The organism is Nocardia sp. NPDC058518 (assembly GCF_042719655.1).
Lineage (GTDB): Bacteria > Actinomycetota > Actinomycetes > Mycobacteriales > Mycobacteriaceae > Nocardia.
This window is the reverse complement of record NZ_JBHXNJ010000001.1, coordinates 716,140-728,427: the sequence shown is the minus strand read 5'-3', so window position 1 is coordinate 728,427 and position 12,288 is coordinate 716,140. Positions and strand designations below refer to the sequence as shown.

Sequence of the window (12,288 nt, the reverse complement as noted above, 5' to 3'; positions counted from 1 at the left end):
TGGGGCGCGGTCTTGTTTTATTATCGCGCGGGGGGGGGGGGGGTGCGGGGGGGGGGGGTGTGGGGGGGGGGGGGGGGCCGCCCGGGGGGGGGGGGGGGGGGGGGGCCCGGGGGCCACGTTCCCCACCCTCGGATCCGACCGGCTCGGGGGTCGCCGGATTCGGTCCGAGGTATTCAGGTGGTTTGTGTGAACGGCCCAGTTGTCAGGACGCGGTGATCTCGCTGATCAGGGTCACCCGGTCGCTGGTGCGGGTAGTCACGGTCTGCGTTGCGATCCAGGGCTCGGTGCCGGGCCGGAACTCGGTCACGGTCACCGTCCACCGCGCCGACTCACCGTTGATGTTCAACGATGCGATGCTCACGCAATGGCGGGTGTCGGTGGGCACGGCATCGATCCCGGTCTGCAACCGGTCACCTGTGGCAATCGTCGAGTCCGATGTCAGGAACCGGCGCGCCAGCTCGGCGGATCGGTCCACGTAGTAGGCGGGGTTGAACCCCAGGATCGCAGCCGGGCCGCTGGTGGTGTCACCAGGGCCGGATCCGGTGAACACGTCGGGTCCAGAGGTTTCCTCACACGCGAAACCAGTCGGCTGCGCACTCCCGTTCGGGGCCGTTACCGCCGCAACCACCGCGAGGGCAGCGAGCCCGACCAGCACTCCAGCCGCTATCCATCGGTGGCGGCGTGAGCGAGCGGTGGGGGAGGTGGTTGTCGTGTCGAACTTCGCGTACATGGCGTTCGGGTCCTTCGGTGTCGTTCGCGAGGGCTGGGGTGGCCCCGGTAGTCGCCGGGAATCGACTCCGGGGCCGCCTTGGCGCGCGACAAAGGCTGGGTGAGGTGTCGTCAGGTCTCACCGGGCTGTCGTGCCAAGGTCATTCGGGTGGTGGATGGGCGCCTTGCGCGCGGTCAGGGTTGTAGGAACAGTCGCTCGTTAGGCAGGCGGGGCAGTCCGGCGCAGTGGCCGGGGTAGACAGCGACGGTGCCGGGGCGGCGGGCGGTCACCTCGCAGACGAACACCAGCGCGGCGGTCAGGCAGGCGGCGAAATACACTCGCATACCGGCCAATCGACCGATAGTCGAATATCGGGTTCGTCAGGGCGCGGTGACCGGCCGCCGGTGCTCATGGCCGGGTCTGCCTCAACAGCGATAACGCGCATTCGATCACCACGGCTCCCGAGGGTCGAAAAGCGCTGGTGGCCGGGGACACCCACGTGCGAATCACTAGCGGGTCCGCCACCGGGGAGGGCAACGCGATGTCGCCATCTCGGATCACCACCACCCGTGCCTTCCGCAAGCGCGCCACCTCGGCGGGGTCACCGATCGGCCGAATATCGGCTCGGACAAGGAATGTCCACATTTCTGCGCGTGGGTGACCGACGATCGACAACGGTGCGACACCGCGAAGATCGAGACTGGTTTTGACTCGCTGAGCGAGCTCGGTCGGCATCATCACCGCCCCGACAAACCCGGACCGCATTGTGATCCGCCCCGTTGTCGGATCGATCACGGTGGGCAGCGAGCACACGCTCCTGTAGAACTGGCAGCGTGAGTGGGGGGATTCGGTCCATGCTCTAGGTGTGCTGGTCTGGGTCATCGCAACTCCCCGGTCGGCGCGGTCACGGCCGTCGTGTCGGCGGCTTCGGTCGTGGTTACAGCGGGCGTAGCCGTGAGAAACCCGGCCAGCTCCATCGCCTCGAGCGCTCTGACAAGCTCGGCGCGCGATTGGTTGTGGGTGGCCTCGGCCGCGGTGACAGTGTTGGCGGAAGCGATCGGGCTGGCGCCCGAGGACTGGGCAGGCCGCACCGCGGGCTGCGTGTTCAGCTCGTCCGAATGTGTCATGCGCGGGCCTTCCTGGTGACGCTTCCAAAACAACGAGGTGCACCCGTTCGGCAGTTTTGCCACGGATTCTCCGAAGCGGGTTCTGGTTTCAATCGTTGCCCGTCAACAGCATTGGCAGGAACCGCACAGTGGTGGCGTAGCGTGGGCGTACCGGTGGTGTACCGGCGGCATTTCCCGGTCAGGTACTGGGCACATCGGGGTCCGTGGCCTGCGTGAGTGGCCACAACGAACGGTGCGGGTTCGCGGCTCTTCAGGGTGGGACCGGACGAGTCGTCATGGCGGCTGGCCCGCAGATCGGTGGTGCTCGGTGACATACCAGGCTCCCGGGGAATACGAATGGATCGAGTCGGCACCCACCGCCGGGCAGCAACCGCACGGATCTGCAAGACGAACAACGCTCTCGCGCCGTAGGATTCGTGATGAGGGATCGGATCTCAGGGGCCGACGGTGGGTGTGCATCCAGCGTCCCGAATTTGCGGCGGCCTCAACAGCGCAGAACTGTAGGCAGATAACGTCCGCGAGGGGGTCATCGCGAATACGCAATTCAGCGGTCGGAGGCTGGCTCGTGGTCTCACTCAGGCCGAGCTGGCCGAACAGGTCTGCGACTATGTTGAGGTAGCGGTCGGGGTTCGCCCAGCCGTCGACGCTCAAGCGATCAGCCGGATAGAGTGCGGCGAGATCGCCTGGCCAAGGCGTGCGAGCCGGGACGCTCTCGTAGCGATCCTGGGGTGCACGTCGGAATCGGATCTGGGCCTGTACCCGAAACGGACCCAGAAAGACGCGGAAAGGGCCGACGCCACGAAGCGACGAAACTTCCTCGCCCTCGCAGGGCTGACCGTAGTCGGCGGCGCCTCGACGAGTCGCGAGATCGGCAGCAGTGAGATCGTCGAAATGCGCACGAAGTTCGGCCGTCTGGTCGAGCTGGACAACCACCTCGGCGGCGGTGACACCTATCAGCTCTATGCCACCGAGCTCTCACGCACCGAGTCCGCCCTCCAGACCATGTCCCCGCGAACAGCCGTCGCGCGTGGGCTGGCGGAGTTGGCGTCCCAGCAGGCACAGCAAGCCGGGTGGGCCGCGTTCGACGCCGGTTTCAACGATGCTGCTCACCGGCTCTTCGTCTACGGCAAGCAGGCAGCGAGAGAGGCCGGCGACCGGGCTCTCGAGGCGAACGCGCTCGTGCACATCGCCTACGCAACCAACGATCGCGAAGCTGCCGACGTCGCCGACGCCGCCTGCGACGCGCTCGGAACCAGTGCACCCCCGAAAGCGGTGGCGCTATTGGAATCGCGGCGAGCCTGGTCGCGTGCACGTAGCGGCGACCGCGACGGCGCGGCGCGCGCGCTCGATATGGCCAGGGACGCGCTCCAGAACGACACCGGTTCGGACCCGGAACCGAGCTGGTATTCATGGATCGACCACAACGAGCTCGACATCATGACCGGTCGGGTGTGGTCGGTACTCCGCGAACCGCGAAAGGCCACACCACCGTTGGTGCGGGCTCTGGATGGCTACCCCGCACACTGGGCTCGCGACCGAGCTCTCTACCTGTCGTGGCTGGCCGACGCGTGCCTCGACGCGGGCGATCCCGAGTCCACGATTGCCACCGCCGACACCGCTTTGGACCTTGCAACCACAGTCGCGTCAGCACGGCCGTTGATCAGAATCCGCGAGGTCGCTCAGCGGTGCGTCGGTAGAGGCGTCACTGGCGGGCCCGAACTCCTCGCCCGCGCAACAGCGGCGCGCGCGCCTATTCCTGTGGCACTGTAGGGCTTTCGACCCACTGGGCGTACTTCTCGGTCGTCCACGGTACCGGTGTCGCGCTGATCTCGGGCCCGCTCCACGGATGCAACTCCGCGATGCGCTCGGCGAGACGGTCCCGACCGGCCGCGGCGACGCGGAAGGTCAACCGCCACTCCGGGCCGGTCCCAACTTTCCCGAGATGCCAGAACACGCTGTCCTGCTTGACGATCTCGGCACCAGCGGCCAGACGTTCTCCGACCACGCTTTCCGCGATCGAGTGCGCGTCCTGTTCGGTCGGCAACGTCGTGGTCATAGCCCACACACGAGATTCGGAAGTCATGACAACGAGGCTAGCGACCTGCGTCAGCTTCTGTCATGACTCGGGGAGTTCAAACAACCGGGAACCGACGACCTGCTGCCGCCCGCTGACGCGATCATCGCTGCACCATTGACTACGAACTCGCTGGCCAAATGGGCCACCGGCATAGGCGACACGCTGCCGCTCGCCCTGCTGGTAGAGGCTGTCGGCGCTGGGCTGCCCGTCGTGGCGATCCCGCACGCAAAGCAGGAGCAGATGAACTTCCCGGCCGTACGCCAAGCACGCGAACGTCTTGCGGAGTGGGGCGTGCGATTCGTGCGCATCACAGAGGAAGCCGACACCGGCCCGCTTCCATGGACGTCGGCGCTGAGCGCGCTAGGAGAACCACTGATCGCTGCGGGACCCGCTACCGTCTGCAAGAATCCGTGAGCATGGCCGTGCCACAGGCAGGCTCGCCCGCGCCGAGCCCGAGTTCGCCGACGAAGCCGCCCATGTGATCACCTCGGCCATCGCATTGCGACGGCCCAACCGGTGGTAGTCCAGCGCCTTGGACGGGCTCGGAATTGCCGAGGCCCGACTCATCCAGGGCGAATACGCCGACGCACTCCGCCTCGGCGAAGCTGCCCTCGAGGAAGCCAGCAGGAACAGTCCCAACGTGTCCAGGCGAAAGTCCCGTCGGTGTACTAGCGGCACGGGCGAATGCGGAACCAGCCGAACAGTAGCCGAGCTGCGGGACATGCTGCACCCACTGGTGCCGTCCCCGTCGTGATGGGCGACGTGAGGATCAGCGTCACCGGACACATGAACATCACCGCCGCGACCGCCGACCTGGTGCGGAAGGCGATCATCGATCTGCTCGCGAGTACCCCGGATCTCGTGGGGATGTCTTGCATCGCTCGGGGTTCCGACAGTGTGTTCGCCGAAGCCGTCGTCGATATCGGAGGCCAGCTGGAGGTCGTGCTGCCCTCAGTCGGCTACCGCGAGGCAAAGGTGAAGCCGGACCACCTTGCGCCGTTCGATGCGTTGGTCGCCCGCGCCGCGACGGTGCGGGTCATGGACTTCGATAATGCGAGTCACGAAGCCTATGAGGCCGCGAACGAGGCACTCGTCCAAGGGGTCGATCGGATGATCGCGGTCTGGGACGGCCAGGACGGGCAGCGCGCGGGCACCGGGACCGTGGTCGAGCTGGCGTGGCAGCGCGGCATTCGGGTCGACATCGTGTGGCCGGAAGGCGCAGTGAGGGATTAGCGATGCCAACGGCTGATGCATCTCGGCAGTCCGTACATCACCAACTGAAGTAGGCGGTGGACATCGTTGAGATACAGGCGGGACTCGTTGTCTGGGATGTTGACGGCACCCTACGATCACGGTGTTGGCCGAACACGGATTGTGTGGACCTATTTAGTCGATGCGGAGCCGGGCGTGGAGGTGCATATCGTGGCGGCCGTCGGTGTGGCGACCGGCGCCGCGCAGTGTGCCCTCGAAGGTGAATCCGCATTTGGCTGCGACCCGGCACGATGGCGCATTCTGGACTGAGTGAGTGAGCTCGATCCGGTCGAACCCGATGCCGTGAAATGCCCACCGGGTCAGGGTGTTTGCGGCACGGGGTGCGATGGAGTGTCCGCGCCAGGCGGGCAGAGTCCAGTACGCGAGTTCGGTGACGCCTTCGGTGAGGTCCGAGGACCTCAGCCCGATACGCCCGGTGACTTCTCCGTTGCTGGTGATGGCCCATTGGCCGTTGCCAGTAGACCAGTCTGAGCGCCACCGGGAAATCCATTGGCGAACCTGCTCGACGGACTCGGCGGTCCGCACGTGCCAATGACGGATCGCGGGGTCTTGGAATGCTTCGTACACGGTAGGTGAATCGGCATCGTTCCAGGGGCGCAGCGTCAGGCCGTTTGCGTCGGTGAGGGTGGGCTGGTCGGTGGTGAACGTGCCGTGATCGACCACGGCCGACATCAACTCGGGCATATCTGCATTGTCCGGCCATGGGAGCCTTCCTCGTCGAGGAGTCGGCTGATATTGGCTTCGATCTGATCGTCGGTGGGGGTGACTACAGACCGAGGTCTTTTCGGCTACCCGGCGTGTTGCTGTCCGGTTCGGCGTACTCGTTGAAGGCGAAGTCGTCAGCTGTTGAAGCGAGTTCGATGCGCGCACGCTCCTCGAGCCGTCGCTTCGTTGGCGACAATTTTTGGCGTCGGAGGTGTTCTGCGCGGTGATCGGCCAGCTCGGATCCGAGCGTTAGCCGCAGTGCTGTGACAGTTTCTTCGCGGACTGTGGTGGCGTCGTTGGCGGTGCGTGCCCGCTCTGCCTGGCGTCGGCTTTCGTCTTCGGCGTCAGTGTGCTCGGCTCTGGTGAGTAGTTCGTTGGCGTGACGATTCGCCGCGCGAGCGGTGTTCCGGATCTTCTCGTGCGCTTCGCTGCATTCGCGGTGTTCGCCAGCCAACGTGTTGATGCGCTCCTGCAAGGCTTTCCGCTGCCGGCGCCGCGTCACGGGAAGAGCGTCGAGTTCTTCTCGCGCGGTGGCGAGTGCACCGGAGGTGGCGTGGAGTCGGCGGATGGCGCTGTCGAGTTCGTGGGCGTGTTGTCGGGCCGCTTGTTGTGCGTTGTTGGCGGCGTGCCGGTGTTGGGCGACGATCGGGTTGGGCTCGGGGTCGGTGTTGAAGTGGTCGTGTCGGGTGGGGGCGAAGAATTCGGCTTCAGTGGCGATGTTGCTGAGGCGCTGGGCAAGTCCGTCGATCGCGTTCGCGAGGTCACGATCGGACAATCGCTGCAGCGCCTCGAGGGCCGGGAGTGGTTGTTCGGTGAGTGGATTGTCTTCCAGCCACTGCTGGATGGCAGCGCGCCCGGCCTGGTCGAGTATCCGCCAGTCGCGGCGCAGCATCGCCAATGCTGCAGGCGCAGGGTGTGATTCGGCGATATGCGCGCAGCGGGCGGTGAGATGCTCGGCCGGGTTGTGGTCGGGAATAGGTGGCCGTTCGTCGTCGCGGCACGAGTGGCAGAGTCCGTCGTCGGAGCGACTAGGAGGCACGGGCACGCTCGCGTTGCGGGGCCGTTCGATGCTGCAGTCGACACACGGTAGGCCGGCGATGGCGGGCATTGCGGCCAGGTAGTAGTCGAGCGGGTAGCCAGCGCCTGTCGGTCGGGGCCGGTCCGTCGGCGTTAGATCACGGCTAGCCAAGGGTTCGGCGTCGTCGATGTAGGTGTCGAAGGCATCGTTGCCCGCAGCCTGGATTGGGTCGAACAACGCCGGTGTAATCGCGGGGTTGATGTGTTCGCGATGGTCGTAAACGGGATGGGGGCGGCCACGGTCCGGTCCGGTGTCACGGTGGAAGGTGTGTGGGTCGGTCGAGGGGGTGCAGGCGTGGATCAGCGTGCGGTGCTGCGGGAATTGTTGGGCGGCCCAGCGGAGTCGAGCCCGCGCGACGGGGAAGCTGTTCTGGTAGAGGGTCTCCGAGACCGCGGTGAGCACCGCGTATTCGTCGTCGGAGAGCTCGTTCCTGAATGCTCGGAACGCGGAGACGGCGTCAGACACTCGCCCTGCCGCGAACAATCGAGCAATTCTCTCGACTCCCGTCGCGAGGTCACCGTGGCTGTCACGGCTGTCGATGTCGGAGCCCGGCGCATCGTTGATAGGGGTCGTGGTCAGTTCGGCCGCGACGACGATGGTCGAAGGCTCGTCGTTGTCGGCTGGCACGGCCGGTTCAGGTGCGGCCGGAGTTGGTACAGAGGCGGATGGTTGCGGTGTCGGGGAGTGGTGGTGGAGCGCGTCGATGCGCCAAGCCAGCGCGGCGGCGAGTTGGTCGGGGCGCAGCGGGACGGCGTCGTCGGGTTCGGCGCCTTGCAAGAGTTCGTAGGCGGTGCTGAGCAGATCGCGGGGTGCCCAGGTGCTGGTGGCGCGCTCGACCGCGGCCACGACGCGTGGCCATGCCGGTTCGGTGGTGACCTTGTCAGTCATACCTGTGCCGAGGACGGCTTCGAGGTCGGACAGCCAGTCCGGTCGGAGCAGATCGGAGCCAGTGGTGTCGAGCGCGGACGGTTCGAGTTCCAGGCGCGCCCACAGTGCCGCGGCGGGCATCTCATCGGGCAACGGATGATCGGCGGCGGCGTCGGTGAGCAGGGTGATGATATCGAGTCCGGCGCGGTCGGCGAGGTCGATCTTGTCGGCCACCATCGGCCAGTAGGAGTCGGTAGTGATGCGGGAATCGATGGTGTCGACGACCTCGGCCCACCGGTTGCGCGCGAGTGTCGGGTCGCCGTGGGCGTCGATGATCTGTTGTTCGAGGCGCTGCTGGTGGTTCCGTTCGAGATCTGTGTAGCGGGCCGGGCCGGTCGGACGCACATCGGTGTCGGCGACATGCAGACCTGCCCTCCATACTGCGAGCTCGCCGAGCAAGGCGGGGTCGGTGCTCAGCAGTGGTCGTGCCCAGGCTGGTGCGGTGCTCGGTGTCCACTGTTGTGCGGCGTCGCGGATCTGTGCGGCGAGTGCGACCACGATCCGTTCGCGGGCCCGAACCGGCTCGGCGAGACCCTGGTCGATGACACCGCCGGGGAGTCCCGGTGTCCAGGCAAGGGGGCCAGTGCCTGCGGAGTGAGCACCGGTGGGATCCAGGCGCCAGTCCAGAACCGCCGCTGGATCGTCGGCGGTATCGAGTTCCCGTTTGCCGGCTGCGGTGCGGAGTGCAGCGACGGGATCGGCACCGGTGAGGGCGATGAGCGCGAGATGTTGGCGTAGGACGGGGTAGGCGGCGCTGTTGGTCAGGTTCGGGTGAACGGTGTCGGCAGCGTGGTCGAGGGCTTCGAGTCGGTCGGTACCAAGCGCGTATTCGGCCGCCAGGCCAAGGGTATCGAGATAGATATCGACCGCGCGCCCGATCCTGAGCGTCGGATCGAGGGCATCACGCAAAGTGGTGTGTGCGGACTTCTGTGCTCCGTCGCGGGCCATCACGCGGTGCAGGATCTCGATCGCGGTGCGTGGGTAGGTGCCGGGTTCGGTGTAGATCGCGCCCTCAGCGCCGTCTAGCGCGGTGACGATGTAGGCGTGGTTGGCGTGGATCCCGCGGGTCATCGCGACATAGAACTGCTGGCGGGACTCGCGTCCGGACAACGCGACATGGCAGGCCCCGGCGGTGATTCCCTGCGCGGAATCGATCGTCGACGCATACCCGAGACGCACATACGCGCGCACATACTCGGACGGAAGCCGCACCGTATGGTCGCTCTCGGCGCCGCGGCGGCGGTGTGAAACGGTCAGGGAACCGTCGTCGTGGACCGCGGTGACGGTCCAGGAGTAGCCGTTGCGAACCCAGTCGTGCTCGCCGAAACGAAGCTTCGGGTTGTTGCGTCGCGTGCGCACTATGTCACCGATCGAAGCGAGAAGACCGTCGGTGAGCACCACTTCTGGACCTGGTTCGGTGACGGTTCGGGTGAGTCGGTCGGCGCGGGCACGGGCGTTGAGCGCGGTCACGACCTCGTGGGTAGGCGCCAACATGACCGTGTCGCGACCGGCGAGATCGTCAGCGGCCCAGGCTTGGTAGGTGTCGTCGTAGACCGATCCGGTGTGTCCGGCATGGATGCGGTCGTTGTCCAGGTACCAGGCCAGCGCGGCGGGGTCGCCGTCACGCAGTCCGATCGAGGCGGTCGCTTCAGCGGTGGATGAGAACCGGACGACGTGGGACAGGGTGAGGGTTTGTTCGGGGGAGGCGGCGTTCATGTCGGTGTCGGCGCCGCCGGCTTCGATCGCGGGGAGTTGTTTGTCGTCGCCGATGCAGCGCACCGTCGCGCTGCGTCCGTAGAGGAACCGCAGTAGTTGTAGGCGTTTGGTGTTGCCGAGTGTGACGTGTTCGTCGACGATCACCAGGGTTCGGTCGTCGATGTCGAGGACCCATTGGGGCAAGGACGGCGGATGAATGCCGGTGATGGTCGGGCTGTTCGGGCTCGGGGTGTGGCGGTCGATGACGTCGAGGAGTTTGTCGACGGTCTCGGCGCGGGTGCCGATCGACTCCCCGAGTACAGCGGCCGCGGCCGCAGTGGGGGCCATACCGAGCACTGTTCCGCCGCCGGAATGCCATGCGGTGGTGAGGACTTGCATGGCGGTCGTCTTGCCGGTTCCCGCCGGGGCGTTGGCGGTGTGGACGCGGAGTCCGGAGGTGGCGAAGGAGGAGATGACACCGATCTGGCCGGCATTGAGGGGGCGATCCGGGTTCGTGGTGTTGTAGCCGGAGACGGACTTGGCCACCAGTTCGGTCTCGAGGACGCGAGCGCCGGGCTCGACTGACAATGCGATCAGGGCTGTTTCGACGGCGAGGGTGGATTCGGTGGTGTAGATCTGGGAGTTCGCGCGCACGTGGATCGGAGTGCCGTCCCGGCGGCGCAAATATGCTGGGACAGCGTGCAAGGTGGGCTGTTCGGTCAGATCCGGGTCGCCCCGCGCGATCACCGACGGTGCCCGCAGCGCCGCGGTGATGACGCGCTGGGAGACGATGTCCCACTGGTTTGGTTCGACCAGGCCGCGCAGTTGCCGTTCGACTTCGGCGCGCAGATTGAACACCTTCCACGTCGACCGCCGTGCAGCCACCGCCTCCACCGCGCTGCGCGCTACCCGATCAACGAACCCGTCGTCGATGAGGGGGCGGTCGATATCCGGCGGCGACAGAGACCTGTCCACGATGTCGTGGGCTGCGGTATCGCTGCCGAACAGGGTGTGGACCTGGCGTGCCCACTCGGTTCGTTGTGCGACGTGAACGGGCGGGAGGTGTTTGGCGGGACGGGTTTCCAACGTTGCGCGTTGGGCGAGTTGGTGCACTTCGCCGGGGGCGGGCTCGCGTCCGAACGTGGTCTGGAAAGCAGCGGTGAGCTGGTCCAGACGTGCGGCGATCGCGGTCCGGCGTTGAGACCAAGCCTCGATCAACTCGACTGGAACACCGATGATTTCGCGGATCTGTCGCTTGTTGGGGTCGCGGTCGGGGCGGGCTTCGAACTGGAGTCCGAGCACTGTTTCGAGGTGGTGCTCGACGCGGGAGTCGTAGATTTCCGACGCGGTGACGATCGCTTCGTACACGACCGCGGCGTCGATCGTGCGCCACCGATTGTCCTCGGCGCGCACGCGATTGGCGATCAGGACATGGGTATGTAGGTCCGGATCGCCAGCGCGGGAGTCGCGGTGGGTGAACGACGCCGCCACGATTCCCTCGACATTGACCTGCCGGATACCGCCGCGACCCAGGCGAGTGAACAGCGCGTTGTCTTCGATCCACGCCAAAGCATCGCCCACCGCGGCCCGGTGTGCGCCCTCGATCCGGGTCGCAACCGACGGTGGGGCCATCGCCCAGAGCGCGGAGACGGACTTGACCGGACTGAACGTGATGTCGAAACCAGCGACCGCCGTGCGCTCGGGGCGAGAGTTTTTTGCGACCCAACCCGACAGTTCCCGCGAATTCCGTGGTGCACGACCGTATTCGAGAGTGAACATTTCGGTCGCGACTTCGGTACGAATCTGTGCTCGTTCGGTAGCGGGAATGGCGGTTGCCGGATCGACTTTGCGGGCGATGTTGTATTTACGATAGGCGTCGGCGCAGAGCTGTCGGTATTGTGATTGTTGTTCGAACACTGCGAATTTTTGGCCGAGTTTGGATGCCTTCTCCGCGGTCCGGGTGGCCTGTTTGTCGGTCGCACCGAGGTTGCGTTGGGTGGTGTAGACGGCGTCTTCGATCTGTTCGGCGTTGGGGTGGATTCCTAGTCCGAACAGGTTTTTCATTTGTTCTTCGGTGACTTCGTCACCGGCTGTGATGCCGAGGGCTGCCAGTCCGGTGCCGTGCCAGCGCCCGGGTGCGTCGCCGTGGGCGGAGTAGTAGTCGGCCAGCGATGACCGCCCACGAGTGGTGGCATCGTGAGCGGCGACATTGCGCAGGTAGTATTGGTAGCCGTTTCCCGCGGCGACTTTATGAATGGTCGCGACCATAACTCCATGAGGCACCCAACAATTGGGAATTACAAGAGGGTAAGGTGTTCAATTTCTGTTATGCGCAAGCGTTTTCGCTGGTCGTGATCGAATTGCAATGCCGGGGTGCAAGACGTGTGCTTGTGAAAAGGGGGTGAGAGGAGGGGAGGGGCGGTTGCGTGTGGCGGCGGCGAAGTAGTGTTGCGGGCGTGGCGCGGGCGGGTGTGGGTGGCAGGGAGTGAGACGTGATGGGCGAGAGCGGGATACGAGCGGTGGGATTCTGACTGGTTGTCACGGTGTTGGATTCGGTTGATTCCCATCCGCGCGATTGCCCTCTGGCGCGCTGACACCGCCGCGATCAGTGAGCCGGTCGGCCGGTCTCTTAGACACATCTGACGCGTCCGACGACGAGAGAGGTGTCTCTCTCGGTGGTCTCCGTATCATGCTAAAG

The 12,288-nt window shown here is 65.8% G+C and carries 9 protein-coding genes; 3 read left to right on the top strand and 6 right to left on the bottom strand.

Going from position 1 to position 12,288, the window contains the following annotated elements:
- Nucleotides 1-202: 202 nt before the first annotated feature.
- From ACFWPX_RS03175 to ACFWPX_RS03165, 3 genes are all read right to left on the bottom strand, one after another.
- Nucleotides 203-730 (bottom strand): hypothetical protein, encoded by a 528-nt coding sequence (locus tag ACFWPX_RS03175; protein WP_378925502.1) that lies wholly within the window; start codon nt 728-730, stop codon nt 203-205.
- 173 nt (nt 731-903) lie between these two features.
- Complete coding sequence (locus tag ACFWPX_RS03170; RefSeq protein ID WP_378925500.1) at nt 904-1,053, bottom strand: hypothetical protein; 150 nt, start codon at nt 1,051-1,053, stop codon at nt 904-906.
- A gap of 534 nt (nt 1,054-1,587) precedes the next feature.
- Nucleotides 1,588-1,836: a hypothetical protein gene (locus tag ACFWPX_RS03165; protein WP_378925498.1), complete on the bottom strand. Its 249-nt coding sequence runs from the start codon at nt 1,834-1,836 to the stop codon at nt 1,588-1,590.
- Nucleotides 1,837-2,727: 891 nt separating this feature from the next.
- On the opposite strand from ACFWPX_RS03165, the gene ACFWPX_RS03160 reads away from it, so the two are divergent.
- Nucleotides 2,728-3,606 (top strand): hypothetical protein, encoded by an 879-nt coding sequence (locus ACFWPX_RS03160; RefSeq protein WP_378925496.1) that lies wholly within the window; start codon nt 2,728-2,730, stop codon nt 3,604-3,606.
- On the opposite strand, the gene cutA is transcribed toward ACFWPX_RS03160, so the two are convergent.
- On the bottom strand, nt 3,587-3,919 hold the full coding sequence (gene cutA / locus ACFWPX_RS03155) for a divalent-cation tolerance protein CutA (protein WP_378925495.1): 333 nt from the start codon (nt 3,917-3,919) through the stop codon (nt 3,587-3,589). The genes ACFWPX_RS03160 and cutA overlap by 20 nt on opposite strands.
- A gap of 72 nt (nt 3,920-3,991) precedes the next feature.
- On the opposite strand from cutA, the gene ACFWPX_RS03150 reads away from it, so the two are divergent.
- Both ACFWPX_RS03150 and ACFWPX_RS03145 read left to right on the top strand, forming a co-directional pair.
- Nucleotides 3,992-4,327 carry a flavoprotein gene (locus ACFWPX_RS03150; protein WP_378926119.1) on the top strand — a complete coding sequence of 112 codons (336 nt, stop codon included), beginning with the start codon at nt 3,992-3,994 and terminating at the stop codon, nt 4,325-4,327.
- 339 nt (nt 4,328-4,666) lie between these two features.
- The gene (locus ACFWPX_RS03145) at nt 4,667-5,146 is read left to right on the top strand and encodes a hypothetical protein (protein ID WP_378926117.1); all 480 of its coding nucleotides are present in this window, start codon (nt 4,667-4,669) and stop codon (nt 5,144-5,146) included.
- A gap of 153 nt (nt 5,147-5,299) precedes the next feature.
- On the opposite strand, the gene ACFWPX_RS03140 is transcribed toward ACFWPX_RS03145, so the two are convergent.
- Nucleotides 5,300-5,869 (bottom strand): GNAT family N-acetyltransferase, encoded by a 570-nt coding sequence (locus tag ACFWPX_RS03140; RefSeq protein WP_378925493.1) that lies wholly within the window; start codon nt 5,867-5,869, stop codon nt 5,300-5,302.
- Between the two features lie 82 nt (nt 5,870-5,951).
- Nucleotides 5,952-11,858, bottom strand: a complete 5,907-nt coding sequence (gene mobF, locus ACFWPX_RS03135; RefSeq protein ID WP_378925491.1) for a MobF family relaxase — start codon at nt 11,856-11,858, stop codon at nt 5,952-5,954.
- Nucleotides 11,859-12,288: the final 430 nt, after the last annotated feature.